Source organism: Streptomyces caeruleatus (assembly GCF_001514235.1).
GTDB lineage: Bacteria > Actinomycetota > Actinomycetes > Streptomycetales > Streptomycetaceae > Streptomyces > Streptomyces caeruleatus.
Map to the genome: position 1 here is coordinate 139,110 of NZ_KQ948927.1, position 18,040 is coordinate 157,149.

At 70.2% G+C, this 18,040-nt stretch carries 14 protein-coding genes; 7 read left to right on the plus strand and 7 right to left on the minus strand.

Annotation, left to right across the window (positions count from 1 at the left end):
* The first annotated feature begins 28 nt into the window (after positions 1 to 28).
* Positions 29 to 1,009, plus strand: a complete 981-nt coding sequence (locus tag AQJ67_RS13020; RefSeq protein ID WP_062718763.1) for an SDR family NAD(P)-dependent oxidoreductase — start codon at positions 29 to 31, stop codon at positions 1,007 to 1,009.
* A 53-nt stretch (positions 1,010 to 1,062) separates the two neighbouring features.
* On the opposite strand, the gene AQJ67_RS13025 is transcribed toward AQJ67_RS13020, so the two are convergent.
* The 3 genes from AQJ67_RS13025 to AQJ67_RS13035 form a co-directional block, all read right to left on the minus strand.
* Positions 1,063 to 3,006 carry a S53 family peptidase gene (locus AQJ67_RS13025; RefSeq protein ID WP_062718765.1) on the minus strand — a complete coding sequence of 648 codons (1,944 nt, stop codon included), beginning with the start codon at positions 3,004 to 3,006 and terminating at the stop codon, positions 1,063 to 1,065.
* Between the two features lie 152 nt (positions 3,007 to 3,158).
* Positions 3,159 to 3,782: a DUF305 domain-containing protein gene (locus AQJ67_RS13030; RefSeq protein WP_062718767.1), complete on the minus strand. Its 624-nt coding sequence runs from the start codon at positions 3,780 to 3,782 to the stop codon at positions 3,159 to 3,161.
* Positions 3,779 to 4,441 (minus strand): DUF3105 domain-containing protein, encoded by a 663-nt coding sequence (locus tag AQJ67_RS13035; RefSeq protein ID WP_062718769.1) that lies wholly within the window; start codon positions 4,439 to 4,441, stop codon positions 3,779 to 3,781. Before AQJ67_RS13035 ends, AQJ67_RS13030 begins: the two co-directional genes overlap by 4 nt.
* A 165-nt stretch (positions 4,442 to 4,606) precedes the next feature.
* Between AQJ67_RS13035 and AQJ67_RS13040 the strand changes: the two genes are divergently transcribed.
* On the plus strand, positions 4,607 to 5,041 hold the full coding sequence (locus AQJ67_RS13040; protein WP_062718771.1) for an RrF2 family transcriptional regulator: 435 nt from the start codon (positions 4,607 to 4,609) through the stop codon (positions 5,039 to 5,041).
* Positions 5,042 to 5,054: 13 nt separating this feature from the next.
* On the opposite strand, the gene AQJ67_RS13045 is transcribed toward AQJ67_RS13040, so the two are convergent.
* Entirely contained in the window at positions 5,055 to 6,254 is a 1,200-nt protein-coding gene (locus AQJ67_RS13045) for a globin domain-containing protein (protein ID WP_062718773.1), read from the minus strand.
* Positions 6,255 to 6,573: 319 nt separating this feature from the next.
* Here AQJ67_RS13045 and glnA point away from each other — a divergent pair, with 319 nt between their 5' ends.
* On the plus strand, positions 6,574 to 7,935 hold the full coding sequence (glnA, locus tag AQJ67_RS13050; RefSeq protein WP_062719336.1) for a type I glutamate--ammonia ligase: 1,362 nt from the start codon (positions 6,574 to 6,576) through the stop codon (positions 7,933 to 7,935).
* Positions 7,936 to 7,997: 62 nt separating this feature from the next.
* Here glnA and AQJ67_RS13055 read toward each other — a convergent pair whose 3' ends face one another.
* Positions 7,998 to 8,450, minus strand: a complete 453-nt coding sequence (locus AQJ67_RS13055) for a VOC family protein (RefSeq protein ID WP_062718774.1) — start codon at positions 8,448 to 8,450, stop codon at positions 7,998 to 8,000.
* Positions 8,451 to 8,918: 468 nt separating this feature from the next.
* Here AQJ67_RS13055 and AQJ67_RS13060 point away from each other — a divergent pair, with 468 nt between their 5' ends.
* Positions 8,919 to 11,918, plus strand: a complete 3,000-nt coding sequence (locus tag AQJ67_RS13060) for a bifunctional [glutamine synthetase] adenylyltransferase/[glutamine synthetase]-adenylyl-L-tyrosine phosphorylase (RefSeq protein ID WP_062718776.1) — start codon at positions 8,919 to 8,921, stop codon at positions 11,916 to 11,918.
* A gap of 72 nt (positions 11,919 to 11,990) precedes the next feature.
* Here the strand turns inward: AQJ67_RS13060 and AQJ67_RS13065 are convergent, their stop codons facing one another.
* Positions 11,991 to 12,974: a phosphatase PAP2 family protein gene (locus tag AQJ67_RS13065; protein ID WP_062718778.1), complete on the minus strand. Its 984-nt coding sequence runs from the start codon at positions 12,972 to 12,974 to the stop codon at positions 11,991 to 11,993.
* Positions 12,975 to 13,105: 131 nt separating this feature from the next.
* Positions 13,106 to 14,140, minus strand: coding sequence for a LacI family DNA-binding transcriptional regulator (locus tag AQJ67_RS13070; protein WP_063807324.1), 1,035 nt, complete (start codon positions 14,138 to 14,140; stop codon positions 13,106 to 13,108).
* 381 nt (positions 14,141 to 14,521) lie between these two features.
* Between AQJ67_RS13070 and AQJ67_RS13075 the strand changes: the two genes are divergently transcribed.
* From AQJ67_RS13075 to AQJ67_RS13085, 3 genes are all read left to right on the plus strand, one after another.
* Positions 14,522 to 15,790, plus strand: a complete 1,269-nt coding sequence (locus AQJ67_RS13075; RefSeq protein WP_062718782.1) for an extracellular solute-binding protein — start codon at positions 14,522 to 14,524, stop codon at positions 15,788 to 15,790.
* 107 nt (positions 15,791 to 15,897) lie between these two features.
* A complete protein-coding gene (locus tag AQJ67_RS13080) occupies positions 15,898 to 16,902 on the plus strand; it encodes a carbohydrate ABC transporter permease (protein ID WP_062718784.1) in 1,005 nt (334 codons plus the stop codon).
* A gap of 13 nt (positions 16,903 to 16,915) precedes the next feature.
* Positions 16,916 to 17,809 carry a sugar ABC transporter permease gene (locus tag AQJ67_RS13085; RefSeq protein WP_062718786.1) on the plus strand — a complete coding sequence of 298 codons (894 nt, stop codon included), beginning with the start codon at positions 16,916 to 16,918 and terminating at the stop codon, positions 17,807 to 17,809.
* The last annotated feature ends 231 nt before the right edge of the window (positions 17,810 to 18,040 follow it).

Genomic DNA, 18,040 nt, shown 5'->3' on the forward strand with positions numbered 1-18,040 from the left:
CCCCGCTCTAGTTCCTAGCGTCATCGGCATGACCACCCTCACGACCACCGCTCAACAGCCGCTCGGCTCGCCCTACTCCGCCTCCAGCACCGCCGAGGACGTCCTCGCGGGCCTCGACCTCTCCGGTACGACCGCCGTGGTGACCGGAGGCTCCTCCGGGCTGGGCCTGGAGACCGCCCGGGGTCTGGCGGCCGCCGGAGCCCGGGTCGTCCTTCCGGCCCGCCGGCCCGGGACCGCCCGCGCCGCTCTCGCGGAGCTGGACCGGTGCGAAGTCGTCCCCATGGACCTGACGGACCTCGACAGTGTGCGTGCCGCCGCCGCGCGGATCGCCGACTCCGTCGACCGGATCGACCTCCTCATGGCCGTCGCCGGCGTCATGGCCACCCCCGAACGCCGCGTCGGACCGGGCTGGGAAGGCCAGTTCACCGCCAACCACCTCGGACACTTCGCCCTCACCTGCGCGCTCCACCCGCTCCTGGCCGCCGCCGACGGAGCCCGCGTCGTCGTCAACAGCTCCGCCGGACACGCCCTCACCGACATCCGCTGGCACGACCCGCACTTCCGCACCGGCTACGACAAGTGGCTCGCCTACGGCCAGTCCAAGACGGCCAACTCCCTGTTCGCCGTGGGGCTCGACGCGCTCGGCCGCGCCGACGGCATCCGCGCGTTCGCCCTGCACCCGGGCCGGATCATCACCGGCCTCCAGCGCGAGATGACCCTTCAGGAGCAGATCGAACGCGGCTGGGTCGACGAGCACGGCACCGTGATCGGCGCCGGCTTCAAGACGCCCTCCCAGGGAGCCGCCACCGGCCTGTGGGCAGCCACCTCACCCCTTCTAGACGGCCACGGCGGGCTCTACCTGGAGGACTGCGACGTCACGCGGATCTCGGCTCCCGACGAGCCCATGGACGACGGCGGCGTCCGCGCCTACGCCGTCGACCCCGAAGCCGCGGCACGGCTGTGGGACCTGTCCGTGGCGGCGACCGGCGCCACCCCGATCACCCGGTGAACGACCGGGGTGGCGCGTCCCCCCGTGCCGCGCCACCCCCGCCGCGACGCCGGTCAGCGGCGGCGGTACGACTCCACGTAGCCGGCCGCGGGCGTGCCCACGCCGGTGACGTCGTCGTAGCCCTTCACGGCGCTCAGCGAGCTGTCCTTGCCGAGGGAGCGTACGGACGTGGCCAGACCGTCCGTCGCGTCATAGCCGTTGACGAAGTCGACACGCGCCACCGCGAGCCCGGCCCCCGTCGGGTTGTCCGTGACGTCGTGGTACGCCTTCGACCCGTACCGCGCGTAGATCGACGGGTTGGCGAAACCGATCGGCTTCCCGCCGCCGGCCTCCTGCGCGAGGGCCTGGACGGCCGCGATGACCGGCGCCGCCAGCGAGGTGCCGCCGAGCCGGTACTCGTCGTACGCCTGCGTCCTCCCGTCCGGCATGGTCTGCGTCTGGCCCACCAGGAACCCGGTGTTCGGGTCGGCGATGGCCGCGATGTCCGGGACGACCCGGTTGCCGTCGGCGCTGTTGGCCCTGGCCAGCGCGTCCGGCACGACGCCCTGCTGCCAGTACGGCTCGGCGACGGTCCTGCTGGTGCCGCCGCCCGCGCCCGAGGTGAACGCGCCCGGGAAGCCGGTCCAGCTCTTGCCGTCGGCCGAAAGGCCCGCCTTCTCGGTGCCCCAGCCGGTCTCCCACAGGTACTTGTCGCCCTTGCCGACCGCCAGCGAGGTGCCGCCGACCGCCGTCACCCACGCCGAACTCGCCGGGATGTCGACCTGCTTGGTGCCGCTGCTCGCGACCTCGTCGCCGTCGTCGCCGGAGGAGTAGTAGAAGCCGATGCCCTCGACCGCGCCGAACTGGAAGACCTGGTCGTAGGCGGCCGCGAGGTCCGGGGTCTGGGCGGCCTCGGTCTCGCCCCAGGAGTTGGAGACGATGTCGGCCAGGTGGTTGTCGACGATCTTGCCGAGCGAGTCGAGCAGGTCCTCGTCGTAGCAGGAGGCCGCGCCCACGTACGTGACCTGCGCGCCGGGCGCGACCGCGTGCACGGCCTCGACGTCGAGGGTCTCCTCGCCGTACCAGCCGGCCGCCCCGCACTCCTCGGTCCGGGTGTACTTCGCCGGCAGGTCCTGACGCAGCTGGCCGGTGGTCCAGGCCGCGTCGCCGTTGCGCTTGGCGTAGGTGGCCGCGTCGTAGGCGATGGTCGGGGAGGCGTACGCGTCGGTGATGGCGATGCGCACGCCCTTGCCGGTGTGCTTGCCCGCGCCATACGCGGCGCGCAGCTGCCTGCCCGTGTAACCCTTCACGGCGTACGGGATCTTCGTGCCGTACGCGTCCGGCAGCGTGCTCGCCACGTTCGAGCCGTGGTACGTCGAGAACGGCCCGGAGTTGCGGAACACGGTCTCCGGCGGCGGCAGTTGGTCCTTGTGGCTCGCCAGGTGCGGGGCGGTGTCCAGGCCGGTGACGGTCAGGACGGCGCCCTTCAGCGCGTCCGGCACCGTGACGGCGGCCATGGGAGCGCGGTAAGTCCTGGCGCCCTTGGTGTAGTTGTGCAGCTGGGTGCCGAACGCCTTCTCCGCGGCGGCCACATCGCCGGAGACGGCGACATAGTGCTGCGTGACGCCCGTGACCTTCAGCCCGGCGGAGGTCAGCCACTCCTTGACGGCGGCGACCTGAGCCTTGGTCGCGCCGAAGCGGGCCCGCGCCTGGTCCGCCGACAGGTACTTGCCGTACGAGGCCGAGCGCGGGTCCGACACGGCCTTGGCGTAGGCGGCGAGGCCGGTCGCGTCCCGGCCCGCGAGGTAGACGCGCACGGCGACCCGGGAGCCGTCCGAGGTCGCGCCCTGGTCCGCCTTGGCCGTGGCCCACGCGGGCTTGGTCCCGGCGAGCCGGTCACGCCCCGGGTTGTCCGCGGCGTGCGCCACCGGTATGCCGAGCGCCAGTGCGCCGGTGAGCAGAGGCAGTGTCGCCGCCAGACTCACGGAGGTGCGCAGCGCGGCACGTCGAGATCTCATGGAACCCCCTGTGCGATTCGTGTGCGAGTGGATCACCCGACGGTGGCCACTCAATCGCCGAACCGTTCACGCCAGGGGAATGCCCGGACCAAGAAGGTCCCAACTAACCTAATGACAACGCCATTTCACAGTACGGACCACCGCCGTACGCACTACGCCTCCGGCTTCGCGCCCCGCTTCTTCAGCAGGTCCGTCATCAGGTCGATCTCCGACTGCTGCGCGTCCACCATGCCCTGCGCGAGCCGCTTCTCCACCTCGACGTCGCACTTGTCGACACAGCCCTTGGCCATGTGGATGCCGCCCTTGTGATGGGCCGTCATCAACTGGAGGTAGAAGACCTCGGCCTGCTTGCCGCTGAGGCCCTGAAGCTTCTTCATCTGCGCGTCGGTCGCCATGCCCGGCATCAGCGAGCCGTCCCCGGCGGAGGGCATGTCGCCCATGCCCATCCACGTCATCGGCGGCTGCGCCGACACCTTCGGCAGCCCCCACAGATCCAGCCAGCCCAGCAGCATGCCGCGCTGGTTGGCCTGCGTCTGCGCGATGTCGTACGCCAGCAGCCGCACCTCCTTGTCGTCCGTGCGGTCCCGCACGATGTACGACATCTCCACGGCCTGCTGATGGTGCACCGCCATGTCCCGCGCGAACCCGGCGTCCGCCGAGTCGGCGCCCGGCGTATCGCTCGAACCGCCGTCCTCGGCGACGGCGTAGGTGAGCGCGCCGACCGCGACGAGGACGGCCGCCGCGGTCCCGGCGATCCAGCCGACGTGCCTCTTCACTCCGGCAGACCACCCGTGCACGGCGCGCCCGGCTCGGGCGTCTGCTTGCCCTGGACGTACGTCTCGAAGAACTTGGCGACGTTCGGGTCGGCCGCACCCGTCACCGTGCGCTGGTGCCCCCACGCGGTCAGCATGATCGGGTCCTGCTGCTTCTCGTCCGGGCTCATCAGCGTGTACGGCGTCTGCTTCACCTTCGCCGCCAGCGCCTCGACGTCGCTCTTGGACGCCTTGGACGTGTACGTCACCCAGACGGCACCGTGCTCCAGCGAGTGCACGGCGTGCTCGTTCTTCAGCTCCTTGGTGTAGACGTCGCCGTTGCAGTTCATCCACACCTGGTTGTGGTCACCGCCGACCGGGGGCTCCGAGGAGTACTTCACGCTCTTGGCGACATGGGTGCGCCCGAGCTTGCCCTCCCAGGTCCGCACGCCGTCCTTGCCGGTGACGAACTTGCCGGGGGAACTGGAGTCGACCGCCGCGGCGCCGTCGTCGGACTGCGACCGGATGAGCACGACACCGCCGACGACGAGACCGGCGACGACCACCGTGCTGGTCACGATCGTGAGGATGCGGTTGCGGCGCTCCCGAGCACGCTCGGCACGCCGCATCTCTTCTATCCGCGCTTGGCGCGAGGTGTTGCCCTTGTTCTTGGCGGAGCCCATGAGGCGTTGTCCTTCTGGCGAAAGGGACGGTCGGGTCCGCTGATCGTAAGGGGGAAGGTCGGACCTCTCGTAGGGCGGGCGCGGGAAAGGCCGGCGGAACGGCCGGATCGTTCCGATCCGGCCAATATTTTGAATCGCGGATGCGCATTATCTACGCTGCGGAACATGCGGCTGTTGCGCTCCACCGACCTGGCACTGCGCCTTCTGATGCGGCTCGCCGTGCTGGGGGACGCCACCCCGACGACCCGCGAGGTCGCCGCGGACATGGAGGTGCCGTACACGCACGCCGCCAAGGTCGTCGCCGAACTGCAGCACATGGGCCTGGTGGACGCCCGCCGGGGGCGCGGCGGCGGGCTCTCGCTCAGCGACCGGGGCCGTACCGCGTCGGTCGGCGCGGTCGTGCGGGCCTTCGAGGGCGACGGCGACGTCGTCGAGTGCGAGGGCGACCACCCCTGCCCGCTGCACTCCGGCTGCCGGCTGCGCGGCGCGCTGCGGCGGGCCCAGGAGGCCTTCTACGCCTCACTGGACCCGCTGACGGTGACCGACGTGACCGCGGACCCCACCGGGCCGCTCCTGCTGCAGATCGGCCGCACGCCCTGAGCCCCGGCTCGGCTCAGCCCGCCTGCGCCAGCCAGAGGTCGGGCCCGAACACCTCGTAGTGGATGTCGGCCGGCGCGACCCCCTTGCCGATCAGCTGCGCCCGTACCGCCCGCATGAAGGGCAGCGGCCCGCACAGGTACGCGCGCGTGCCCCGCGGTACGGCGACGTCGGCGAGGTCGACCAGGCCGGTGCGGTGGGACGCCTCGGCGTCGTCGGCGCCCGCCTCGTAGAAGAAGTGGACGGACGCGTCCGCCAGCTTCCGCGCGTACGCCTCGTGGTCGGCGCGCAGGGCGTGCTCGGTGGGGGAGCGGTCGCCGTGCACGACGAGCACCGGGCCCTCGTGCCCGGTGTCCACGAGGTGCCCCAGCATGGCGACGATCGGCGTCACGCCGATGCCGGCGGAGGCGAGGAGCAGCGGGGCGGCTGCGTCCGTGTCGCCGAGCACGAGATCGCCGGACGGCGCCGACAGGCTCAGCCGGTCGCCGACCCGCACGCGCGCGTGCAGGTGGTTCGAGACCTCGCCGTCGGGAGCCGCGTCACCCACCACCCGCTTCACGCTGATCTGGCGTACGGGTGAGCCGGGGGCGGCGGAGAGGCTGTACTGGCGTATCTGCCGGGCCCCGTCCGGCAGCTCGGCCTGGACGGAGACGTACTGCCCGGCCCGGAAGTCCGGCGCCGGGCGCCCGTCGGCCGGACGCAGCCGGAAGGTGGCGACATCGGAGGTCTCCTCGACCCGCCCGACGACCTCCCACTCCCGCCACTCGTTGCCGCCCCGCTCCTCGTAGAGCCGCTTCTCGATCGAGACCAGCGCGTTCGCCATCAGCCAGTAGACCTCGTCCCAGGCGGCCGCGACCTCGGGCGTGACGGCCTCGCCGAGCACCTCGACGATGGCGGCGAAGAGGTGCTCGTGGACCAGCGCGTACTGCTCCGCCGTGACGCCCAGGGAGGCGTGCTTGTGGGCGATGCGGCCCAGCATCGCGTCGGGCCGCTCCTCGGGGTGGTCCACGAGGTACGTCGCGAACGCGGCGATCGACCCGGCGAGGGCCTGCCGCTGGGTGCCGGCCGCCTGGTTGCCGCGGTTGAACAGGTCGCGCAGCAGCTCGGGGCGGGCGGCGAACAAGCGGGCGTAGAAGCGCTCGGTGATCTCACCGATGGCCCCGCCGACGACGGGAAGGGTGGCACGCACGGTGGCGGCGGACTGCTCGGACAGCATCGGGTCTCCTCAGGCTCGATCGGGCCGATCCGGTGCCACCATTAAAACTTGCATCCAAGATGCAAATTAAAGCGGGGTGGGTCCTGTGGGGCCGGGCATTACGGATGTCGGTCCGAGCAGGCAAGATGGGCGGCAGAGCAGTGCACCGGCACCACGGCGGGACACCCGCCGTATGCCGGGAGTTCGACCCGAGGTCGCTTCGGCGATCAAGGTGCGCAACGCGCCTGAAACGGTGTTGTGGTGTGATGCTCAGGTGCCCGACCGCCTCCCGCTGGACCGGAGACAGGCGGCCTGACCAGCAAGGATGGGGAAGCGGAAGATGGACAAGCAGCAGGAGTTCGTGCTCCGGACATTGGAGGAGCGCGACATCCGGTTCGTACGCCTGTGGTTCACGGACGTGCTGGGCTTCCTCAAGTCGGTCGCCGTGGCCCCGGCCGAGCTGGAGCAGGCATTCGACGAGGGCATCGGCTTCGACGGCTCGGCGATCGAGGGTTTCGCCCGGGTCTACGAGTCCGACATGATCGCCAAGCCGGACCCCTCGACCTTCCAGATCCTGCCCTGGCGCGCCGAGGCCCCCGGCACCGCCCGCATGTTCTGCGACATCCTGATGCCGGACGGCTCCCCGTCCTTCGCGGACCCGCGCTACGTCCTCAAGCGCGCCCTGGCCCGCGCCTCCGACCTGGGCTTCACCTTCTACACCCACCCGGAGATCGAGTTCTTCCTGCTGAAGGACCGGCCCCTGGACGGCTCACGGCCGCAGCCGGCCGACAACTCCGGCTACTTCGACCACACCCCGACCAACGTCGGCATGGACTTCCGCCGCCAGGCGATCACCATGCTGGAGTCCATGGGCATCTCGGTCGAGTTCTCCCACCACGAGGGCGCCCCCGGCCAGCAGGAGATCGACCTGCGTTACGCCGACGCGCTGTCCACGGCGGACAACATCATGACGTTCCGCCTGGTCATGAAGCAGGTGGCGCTGGAACAGGGCGTCCACGCGACGTTCATGCCGAAGCCGTTCTCCGAGCACCCGGGCAGCGGCATGCACACGCACCTCTCCCTCTTCGAGGGCGACAGGAACGCGTTCTACGAGTCCGGCTCCGAGTACCAGCTCTCCAAGGTCGGCCGCTCCTTCATCGCGGGCCTCCTCCGCCACGCGGCGGAGATCTCGGCGGTCACCAACCAGTGGGTCAACTCCTACAAGCGCATCTGGGGCGGCTCCGAGCGCACCGCGGGCGCCGGCGGCGAGGCCCCCTCGTACATCTGCTGGGGCCACAACAACCGCTCGGCCCTCGTCCGCGTCCCGATGTACAAGCCCGGCAAGACGGGTTCCGCCCGAGTCGAGGTCCGCTCCCTGGACTCCGGCGCCAACCCCTACCTGGCCTACGCCCTCCTCCTCGCCGCCGGCCTCAAGGGCATCGAAGAGGGCTACGAGCTCCCTCCGGGCGCCGAGGACGACGTCTGGGCCCTCTCCGACGCCGAACGCCGCGCCATGGGCATCGAACCCCTGCCCCAGAACCTCGGCGAGGGCCTGACACTGATGGAACGCAGCGACCTCGTCGCCGAGACGCTGGGGGAGCACGTCTTCGACTTCTTCCTGCGCAACAAGCGGCAGGAGTGGGAGGAGTACCGCAGCGAGGTCACGGCGTTCGAGCTGCGGAAGAACCTGCCTGTCCTCTAGCGCCTGATCGCCGTGGGGCGCGGGATTCGCATCCATATGCGGCTCCGCGCCCCATTACGGTGTCACTGCTCGCGCTTGTTCGCCAGATCCGCAAGGACCTGATGCAGGGGTTCCGTCGCCCTTCGCCGGTACTCCTGGATCGACCAGCCGTTGCCGTCCGGGTCCTTGAAGTACATGAAGGTGGCGCCGTCGTCGGGGGAGTACTGGACGGGCTCCGAGATCTCCAGGCCCCGCTCCACCAGCTCCGCGTGTGCCGCCTTGATGTCGGCGACGCAGAGCTGGAGCCCCTGGTAGGAGCCGGGCTCGGGGACCGTCTCGCCCTTGGTCAGGTCCCAGATGCTGTCGCCCAGGGCGATCGAACAGCCGGAGCCCGGCGGGGTCAGCTGGACGATGCGCATGCCCGGCATGACCTCCTGGTCGATGTCGACGTGGAAGCCCACCTTGTCCCGGTAGAAGTCACGGGCCCGGTCGATGTCGCTCACGGGCAGCGGGATCACTTCGAGGGTGAAGTCCATTACCGGTCCTCCATGGGGAATCGCCAGCGGGTCTGGCTGAACGGCTCCCCCCAACCGAAGCGGAAAACGATGCTCTGCGCCACGTGAGGTTCAGGTTCCGCATCTTTCGAGGACACCGGCGCCGCTGCGGGACCCTGCTGGGGGCTGCCGCCCCCAGGCCCCCGCTTCGGCCCTGAAGGGGCCTCGTCCTCAAACGCCGGACGGGCTGAAAGACCCGGACCGGCGTCGGCCGCGAGGCGGGCGAACCCTCATGGCGCGTACCCCCACCTACCGAGACGGGCCACCGCAGGCATATCAGGGGCGCGGGGAACTGCGCGACCAGCCCCCACCCACCGCAACGGGCCGCCGCAGGCACCCCCGCTCAACCGCCGGAGGCACAGGCACCCCGCCCAAGCCCAGCGCAGCGGCTACGCTCGAACGCGTACGACCTTGATCGGGTGCGTACCCCGATCGGACGGGAGGGCGAGCATGACGGCGCCGGGGCGCAGAAGCAGTACCTTCAGCAGGCTGCTGCGGCACGGATTCACCGACCCCTCGGCCGCCGACCGGCTGCTGGACAGCCCCGAGCTCGCGCCGATCAAGAACGACCCGGTCCTGCTGGAGGCCCTGGGCGCCACCGCCGACCCCGACCTCGCCCTGCACGGCCTCGTCCGCCTGCTCGAAGCACAGCCCGGCCACGCCGCCCAGCGCGAACTGCTCGACACGGTGATAGCGGCCAAACCCCTGCGCGACCGCCTGCTCGGCGTCCTCGGCGCCTCCGCCGCCCTCGCCGACCACCTCGCCAAGCACGCCGGCGACTGGCAGGCCCTGGTGATGTACGAGCCGCGGGACCTGCACCCCGAGGTGGAGGAGTTCGAGCATGGCCTCGCCGAGGCCACCGACCCGGTCTCCCTGCGCGTCGCCTACCGGCGCTGCCTGCTGTCCATCGCCGCCCGCGACGTGTGCGGCACCACCGGCGTCGCCCAGACCGCCGCCGAACTCGCCGACCTCGCCACCGCCACCCTGCGCGCCGCCCTGGCCCTCGCCCGCGCCGCCGCACCCGAGGACGCCGCACAGTGCCGGCTCTCGGTGATCGCGATGGGCAAGTGCGGAGGCCACGAGCTCAACTACGTCTCCGACGTCGACGTCATCTTCGTCGGCGAGACCGCCGACGGCGCCGACGAGGGCAAGGCCCTGCGGTCGGCCACCAAGCTCGCCTCGCACATGATGCGGATCTGCTCCGAGACGACCGTCGAGGGATCGATCTGGCCCGTCGACGCCAACCTGCGGCCCGAGGGCAGGAACGGCCCCCTGGTCCGCACCCTCAGCAGTCACCTCGCCTACTACCAGCGCTGGGCCAAGACCTGGGAGTTCCAGGCCCTGCTCAAGGCCCGCCCGGTCGCCGGCGACATCGAGCTGGGCGAGGAGTACGTCGCCGCGCTGGAACCCCTCGTCTGGAAGGCCGCCGAGCGGGAGAACTTCGTCGCCGACGTGCAGAAGATGCGCCGCCGGGTCGTCGAGAACATCCCGGTGGGCGAGCTGGACCGGCAGCTCAAGCTCGGCCCCGGCGGACTGCGGGACGTCGAGTTCGCCGTCCAGCTGCTCCAGTTGGTGCACGGCAGGGACGACGCGTCACTGCGTAGCGGCACCACCCTGGACGCCCTCCAGGCCCTCGCCGCCGGCGGCTACGTCGGCCGCGCCGACGCCGCGCAGCTCGACGACGCCTACCGCTTCCTGCGCTCCATGGAGCACCGCATCCAGCTCTACCGGCTGCGCCGGACGCACCTGGTGCCGGAGGACGACGCCGACCTGCGGCGCATCGGCCGCTCCCTCGGCCTGCGCGTCGATCCGGTCGCCGAGCTGGGCCGCGAGTGGAGACGGCACGCCGGTGTCGTACGGCGGCTGCACGAGAAGCTCTTCTACCGGCCGCTGCTCGACGCCGTCGCCCAACTCGCCCCGGGCGAGGCCCGGTTGAGCGCAGGGGCGGCCCGCGAGCGGCTGGTCGCGCTCGGGTACGCCGACCCGGCCGCCGCGCTGCGGCATCTGGAGGCGCTGGCCTCCGGGGTGACGCGGAAGGCGGCCATCCAACGGACCCTGCTGCCCGTGCTGTTGGGCTGGTTCGCGGACTCCGCCGATCCGGACGCCGGTCTGCTGAACTTCCGCAAGGTGTCGGACGCCCTCGGCAAGACGCCCTGGTACCTGCGGCTGTTGCGGGACGAGGGCGCCGCCGCCGAGAACCTCGCCCGGGTGCTGTCGGCCGGCCGGCTCGCCCCCGATCTGCTGATGCGGGCCCCGGAGGCCGTGGCACTGCTCGGGGACGGCGACGGCGGCACCGGTCTTGAGCCGAGGTCGCGGGGCCACCTGGAGCAGGAGATCCTCGCCGCGGTGCGCCGCGCGGACGGCGCCGCGCAGGCCGTCACGGCGGCCCGCGGTGTGCGGCGGCGGGAGCTGTTCCGTACGGCCGCCGCCGACGTCGTCGACTCCTACGGCACCGAGACCAAGCCGGCCGAGGCCGACCAGGGGGCGCTGGTGGACCGGGTCGGGGCCGCGGTGTCCGACCTGACGGCGGCGACGTTGGCGGGGACGCTGCGGGCGGTCGTGCGGGAAGGATGGGGCGACACGCTGCCCACCCGGTTCGCGATCATCGGCATGGGGCGGTTCGGCGGGCAGGAGCTGGGTTACGGCAGTGACGCCGATGTGCTGTTCGTGCACGAGCCGCGGGACGGGGTCGACGAGCACGAGGCCGCGGTGGCGGCGAACCGGGTCGTGGAGGAGATGCGGCGGCTGCTGCAGCTCCCGAGTGCGGATCCGCCGCTGTTGATCGACGCCGATCTGCGGCCGGAGGGGAAGTCGGGGCCGCTCGTTCGTACGCTGAAGTCGTACGCGGCGTATTACCGGCGGTGGTCGCTGGTGTGGGAGTCGCAGGCGCTGCTGCGGGCCGTGCCGGTCGCGGGGGACACCGAGCTGGGGGCTCGGTTCGTCGAGTTGATCGATCCGCTGCGGTATCCGGCGGAGGGGCTCGGGGACGAGGCCGTGCGGGAGATCCGGCGGCTGAAGGCCCGGATGGAGTCCGAGCGGCTGCCGCGCGGGGCCGATCCCAAGCTGCACACCAAGCTCGGGCCCGGGGGGCTGTCCGATGTGGAGTGGACCGTGCAGCTGCTGCAGTTGCAGCACGGGTGGGACGAGCCCGGGCTGCGGACCACGCGGACCCGGGAAGCTCTCGCCGCCGCGTGTTCGGCCGGGCTCATCCCGCAGGAGGAGGCGGGGATCCTGGACGAGGCGTGGGTGCTGGCCACTCGGGTGCGCAATGCCGTGATGCTGGTGCGGGGGCGGGCCGGGGACACGTTTCCCTCGGACAGTCGTGAGCTGGCCGCGGTGGGGCGGTATCTGGGGTACGAGCCCGGGCATGTGGGGGACATGCTCGATGCGTACCGGCGTACGGCGCGGAGGGCTCGGGGGGTCGTGGAGGAGCTGTTCTACGGGGGGTGACCGGTGCCTCCGGCGGTTGGGCCGGGGTGCCTGCGGCGGCCTGCGCGGGTTCGGTGGAGGTGCGCGTAGCGCCTAAGCGTGGGGTGTGGTGCGGGGCCGTGCCGGGGGGTGTCCGTCCTCGGTCGGGCGGCTCGGTTCCTCAGCAGAGTGCTCGGCGTTGACGCCCGCCGCTGCGGGCGGGCACCCCCCGGCACGTCCCCTCTCCGCCGTGGGCGACTGCGGGTGGGTCTGTGGTGGTGCCACCCGCCTCGGCAGTGCGTGGGGGAGGGCGCCGTACCAGAGGCGGGCCACCGTGTAGCCGAAGGCCAGGCAGATCAGGCCGCCTACCGCGTCGAGCCAGAAGTGGTTGGCCGTGGCCACGATCACCAGGAGGGTGGCCGCGGGGTAGAGGAGGCCCAGGAGGCGGACCCAGGGGATTCTGGCGAGGGCGAAGATCGTCAGGCCTGACCAGACGGACCAGCCGATGTGCATGGAGGGCATGGCGGCGTACTGGTTGGACATGTTCTTCAGGTCGCCGGAGGCCATGGAACCCCAGGTGTCGTGGACCAGGACCGTGTCGATGAAGCCGGTGTTGGTCATCAGCCGTGGGGGAGCGAGCGGATACAGGTAGTAACCGATCAGGGCTACGCCTGTGGTGGCGAAGAGGACCAGTCTCGTCGCCGCGTAGCGGCCGGGGTGGCTGCGGTAGAGCCAGACCAGGACGGCCAGGGTGATGATGAAGTGCAGCGTCGCGTAGTAGTAGTTCATGCCGACGATGAGCCAAGTCACCGAGTTCACGGCGTGGTTCACCGACTGCTCGACCGCGATTCCGAGGTGGTGTTCCAGGTTCCAGAGCCAGTCCGCGTTGCGGAGGGCTTCCGCCTTCTGTTCCGGGACCGCGTTGCGGATGAGTGAGTACGTCCAGTAACTCACCGCGATCAGCAGGATCTCGAACCAGAGGCGGGGGCGGCGGGGACTGCGCAGACGGCGCAGGGGGCCCCGCCCCGTCTCGTCCGCGACGGGGGGAAGAACGGCCGCTTCCCGGCCTTCCAGTGTCGTCACGGTCGTGTCACCCATGGGCACAGAGTCTGCCAGAAAAGACTTCCCCGACCGATCATCCTCCGGTCGGGGGCAGGACGCACGTTCTACGGCGGGCGTAGAGCCCCGTTCTCCTGCCAACGGTGTGGTGGGCGCGGGGATTCCCCGTCCTAGGGATGGTTTCTGTTCCCCGGTGCCGAAGCCGTCGAACCGCGCACCACCAGCTCCGGCATGAACACGAACTCGCTGTGGGGGGCGGGGGTCCCGCCGATCTCCTCCAGGAGCGTGCGTACCGCGGCCTGGCCCATCGCCGGGACCGGCTTGCGGACGGTGGTGAGGGGCGGGTCGGTGAAGGCGATCAGGGGGGAGTCGTCGAAGCCCACGACCGAGATGTCCCTGGGGACCTCCAGGCCGCGCTGCCGGGCCGCGCGTATCGCGCCCAGCGCCATCATGTCGCTGGCGCAGACGATCGCGGTGCAGCCGCGGTCGATCAGGGCCGTGGCGGCCGCCTGACCGCCCTCCAGTGTGTAGAGGGAGTGCTGGATCAGGTCCGCCTCGATCGTGTCCGGCGGCAGGTTCAGCTGGTCCTGCATGGTGCGGACGAAGCCCTCGATCTTGCGCTGGACCGGCACGAACCGCTTGGGGCCGAGCGCGAGGCCGATGCGGGTGTGGCCGAGCGAGGCGAGGTGCGTGACCGACAGGCTCATCGCGGCGCGGTCGTCCGGCGAGATGAAAGGCGCCTGGACCTTGGGGGAGAAGCCGTCGACCAGGACGAAGGGGACGCCCTGGGCGCGCAGCCGCTCGTAGCGCTGCATGTCGGCGGTGGTGTCGGCGTGGAGGCCGGAGACGTAGATGATGCCGGCCACTCCGCGGTCGACGAGCATCTCGGTGAGCTCGTCCTCGGTGGAGCCGCCCGGCGTCTGCGTGGCCAGCACGGGGGTGTAGCCCTGCCTGGTCAGCGCCTGGCCGATGACCTGGGCCAGGGCCGGGAATATCGGGTTCTCCAGCTCCGGGGTGATCAGGCCCACGAGGCCCTCGCTCCGTTGCCGCAGCCGCACCGGGCGCTCGTAGCCGAGCACGTCGAGCGCGGCCAGCACGGACTGGCGAGTGGTGGCGGCGACGCCCGGCTTCCCGTTGAGGACGCGGCTGACGGTCGCTTCGCTCACCCCCGCCTGAGCAGCGATGTCTGCAAGCCGTGTGGTCACGGCACTGGACTGTACCGGCCGAAAGTCGCCTTGCACACCAATCGGACGCCGGGGGCGACCTGTTGGCCGGCCCGCTCCGGTTTGCTGCGTCATCGCGCTCCCTCGTGAAAGTGGTGGCAAGAGCTTGCAGAGTCTTGCACAAGTGGCTCGCGTGGTGCTCCACCCTGGGAAAGAAGCGTCTCATGCCGGTCGCCGACTGGTCACACGCGGATAACTTCGGAGATCTCTTGCACTTTTTTTCTGCAAGGTCTTTCGTCGATCTTTCAACGCTGTTACGTTCACGTCGCCCGGCGGCCGCAACGGCGCAGTCGGCAAGACAGCAGGGGCAGGCAGACGGGGCCGCCCCTGCACCACACGGGCTTTCACCCTCAAGGAGAACTCATGCGGCGTGGCATAGCGGCCACCGCGCTGGTGGCGTCCCTCGCTCTCGCGGCGACGGCGTGCGGCGGGGACGACAGTGGCAGCGACTCGAGCGGGCCGGTCACCATCACCTGGTGGGACACCTCCAACGCCACCAATGAGGCGCCGACGTACCAGGCCCTGGTCAAGGAGTTCGAGGCCGCCAACAAGGACGTCAAGGTCAAGTACGTCAACGTCCCCTTCGACCAGGCGCAGAACAAGTTCGACACCGCCGCCGGTTCCAAGGGTGCCCCGGACGTCCTGCGCTCCGAGGTCGGCTGGACCCCCGCCTTCGCCAAGAAGGGCTTCTTCGCGCCGCTGGACGGCACCGAGGCCCTCACCGACGAGGCCAAGTTCCAGCCCAGCCTGATCGAGCAGGCCAAGTACGAGGGCAAGACGTACGGCGTCCCGTTCACCACGGACACCCTCGCCTTCGTCTACAACAAGGCCCTGTTCAAGAAGGCCGGCGTCGAGGCCCCCAAGACCTGGGACGACCTGAAGAAGGCCGCCGCCACGATCAAGGACAAGACCGGCGTCGACGGCTACTGGGGCTCCACCCAGGCCTACTACGCCCAGACGTTCCTCTACGGCGAGGGCACCGACACCGTCGACGCCGACGCCAAGAAGATCACCGTCGCCTCCGCCGAGGCCAAGAAGGGCTACGGCACCTGGCTGAGCCTCTTCGACGGCAAGGGCCTGCACAAGGCCGACACCACCGCCGACGCCTACGCCCACATCCAGGAGGCGTTCGTCAACGGCAAGGTCGCCGCGATCACGCAGGGCCCCTGGGAGATCACCAACTTCTACAAGGGCTCGGCGTTCAAGGACAAGGCCAACCTCGGCATCGCCACCGTCCCGGCCGGCTCCGCCGGCAAGGCGGGCGCCCCGACCGGCGGCCACAACCTCTCCGTGTACGCCGGCTCCGACGAGGCGCACCAGAAGGCCGCGCTGAAGTTCGTGAACTTCATGACGTCGGCGAAGGCCCAGGAGACCATCGCGCTGAAGAACTCCACGCTGCCCACGCGTGACGACGCCTACACGGACAAGGTCAAGGCCGACCCGGGCATCGCCGGCTACCAGACCGTCCTCGCCGCCGCCCAGCCGCGGCCGGCCCTGCCCGAGTACAGCTCGCTGTGGGTTCCGCTCGACACCGAGCTGCTCAAGATCGCCGGGGGCAAGGAGTCCCTCGACAAGGGCCTGAGCACCGCGGAGACCGAGATCACCAAGCTGGTCCCGGACTTCAGCAAGTGACCCCGAGTGGCCGTCGGATCCTCCTGATCATGGGGGGAAGGATCCGGCGGCCACCGGCTGTGCGCCGTACACCCTGATCTGTCGATCCTTATGAAGGTTGTCGAACCATGACAGTCGCCATCGACCGCGCGACCGGGAAGACCCGAGGCGAACGCGGGCCACGCCGTGGGCTCGGCCAGCGCCTGAAGCACGGCTACCAGAAGCACTGGTACGCCTACGCGATGATCGCCCCCGTGGTGATCGTCCTCGGCGTGCTCGTCGTGTACCCCCTGGTCTACGGCTTCTACCTCACCCTCACCGACGCCACCAGCCTCAACAGCGCCCGCACCATCGGCGTCAACGAGATCGAGGCCACCTACAAGTTCATCGGCTTCGACAACTACGCCGACATCCTGTGGGGCGAGACGGCCTACGACCGCTTCTGGTCGCACTTCATCTGGACGGTCGTGTGGACGGCGGCCTGCGTCACCCTCCACTACACGATCGGCCTCGGCCTCGCCCTGCTGCTCAACCAGAAGCTGCGCGGGCGCACCCTGTACCGGCTGATCCTCATCCTGCCGTGGGCCGTGCCGACCTTCGTCACCGTCTTCGGCTGGCGGATCATGCTCGCCGACGGCGGCGTCGTGAACTCCTTCCTGGAGACACTTCACCTGCCGACCCCGCTGTGGCTGGAGGACACCTTCTGGCAGCGGTTCGCCGCGGTCATGGTCAACACCTGGTGCGGTGTGCCGTTCATGATGCTCTCGCTGCTCGGCGGACTGCAGTCCATCGACTCCGCGCTGTACGAGGCCGCCGAGATGGACGGCGCGAGCAAGTGGCAGCAGTTCCGGTACGTCACCCTGCCGGGCCTGCGGTCCGTGAGCTCCACCGTCGTACTGCTCGGCGTGATCTGGACCTTCAACCAGTTCGCGATCATCTTCCTGCTGTTCGGCAAGACCGCCCCGGACGCCGACATCCTCGTCACCTGGGCCTACCGCCTCGGCTTCGGACAGCAGCCACGTGACTTCGCGCAGTCAGCCGCCTACGGCATGCTGCTGCTGGCCATCCTGATCGTCTTCACCTCCTTCTACCGCCGCTGGCTGAACCGCAACGACCAGCAGCTCGCGATCTGAGGCAGGAGTCCCCATGACCACCACCACTGTTGAGACCCCGGTGAACAAGCAGGACTCCGTGCCTGCCGCGCCCCCGCGCAGGACCCGCGGCCGCGGCACCTCCCTCGTCTCGCACGGCATCCTCGTCCTGGCGAGCCTGATCGCGCTCTTCCCCGTCGTCTGGCTGCTCTTCCTGTCCCTCGGCCCGGACAAGGACGACTACCTCCACCCCGGCGGCATCTGGGAAAAGATGACGCTGGACAACTACACGTACGTCCTGACGGAGACGAAGTTCCTCGACTGGCTGACGAGCACCCTCATCGTCACGCTGGGCACCACGCTCATCGGCGTCGTCATCGCCGCCACCACCGGCTACGCGGTCTCGCGCATGCGCTTTCCGGGCTACAAGAAGTTCATGTGGGTGCTGCTTGTGACCCAGATGTTCCCGGTCGCCGTCCTCATGGTTCCGATGTACCAGATCCTGTCCGAGCTCCAGCTCATCGACAGCTACCTTGGCCTCGTCCTCGTGTACTGCACGACAACCGTGCCGTACTGTGCCTGGCTGATGAAGGGGTACTTCGACACGATCCCGTTCGAGATCGACGAGGCAGGACGCGTCGACGGGCTGACCCCCTTCGGCACGTTCGCGCGACTGATCCTTCCGCTCGCCAAGCCGGGCCTGGCGGTCGCCGCGTTCTACAGCTTCCTCACGGCCTTCGGTGAGGTGGCGTTCGCGTCCACGTTCATGCTGTCCGACACGAAGTACACGTTCGCGGTCGGTCTGCAGACCTTCATCAGTGAGCATGACGCGCAGCGCAACCTGATGGCCGCCACGGCCGTGCTGGTCGCCATACCGGTTTCCGCGTTCTTCTACTTCGTGCAGAAGAACCTGGTGACGGGGCTTACCGCGGGCGGCACGAAGGGCTGAGCGCCGCTTCAGCAGTGATGGGCCGTCGTTCTGCTGCGGCGCCGTCGTGGCTGGTCGCGCCCACGCGGCGGTAGCCGCACATCGAACACAGCCCCGCGCCCCTGAAAAGCAGGGGCGCTGCCCTCCCCTTCCCTTGAACCCGAGGCGGTCGCGGTGGCCATCCGACCCCGCTGCTACCGCGGCCGTCTCGTCACCAACTCGTACGTACGACCTGACCCCATGACCCCCTTA

Bases quoted from the DNA above. Each gene is read 5' to 3' on its own strand.
- AQJ67_RS13020 (WP_062718763.1), top strand. From the start codon at position 29: ATGACCACCCTCACGACCACCGCTCAACAGCCGCTCGGCTCGCCCTAC.
- AQJ67_RS13025 (WP_062718765.1), bottom strand. From the start codon at position 3,006: ATGAGATCTCGACGTGCCGCGCTGCGCACCTCCGTGAGTCTGGCGGCG.
- AQJ67_RS13035 (WP_062718769.1), bottom strand. From the start codon at position 4,441: ATGGGCTCCGCCAAGAACAAGGGCAACACCTCGCGCCAAGCGCGGATA.
- AQJ67_RS13040 (WP_062718771.1), top strand. From the start codon at position 4,607: ATGCGGCTGTTGCGCTCCACCGACCTGGCACTGCGCCTTCTGATGCGG.
- AQJ67_RS13045 (WP_062718773.1), bottom strand. From the start codon at position 6,254: ATGCTGTCCGAGCAGTCCGCCGCCACCGTGCGTGCCACCCTTCCCGTC.
- glnA (WP_062719336.1), top strand. From the start codon at position 6,574: ATGGACAAGCAGCAGGAGTTCGTGCTCCGGACATTGGAGGAGCGCGAC.
- AQJ67_RS13055 (WP_062718774.1), bottom strand. From the start codon at position 8,450: ATGGACTTCACCCTCGAAGTGATCCCGCTGCCCGTGAGCGACATCGAC.
- AQJ67_RS13060 (WP_062718776.1), top strand. From the start codon at position 8,919: ATGACGGCGCCGGGGCGCAGAAGCAGTACCTTCAGCAGGCTGCTGCGG.
- AQJ67_RS13065 (WP_062718778.1), bottom strand. From the start codon at position 12,974: ATGGGTGACACGACCGTGACGACACTGGAAGGCCGGGAAGCGGCCGTT.
- AQJ67_RS13075 (WP_062718782.1), top strand. From the start codon at position 14,522: ATGCGGCGTGGCATAGCGGCCACCGCGCTGGTGGCGTCCCTCGCTCTC.
- AQJ67_RS13080 (WP_062718784.1), top strand. From the start codon at position 15,898: ATGACAGTCGCCATCGACCGCGCGACCGGGAAGACCCGAGGCGAACGC.
- AQJ67_RS13085 (WP_062718786.1), top strand. From the start codon at position 16,916: ATGACCACCACCACTGTTGAGACCCCGGTGAACAAGCAGGACTCCGTG.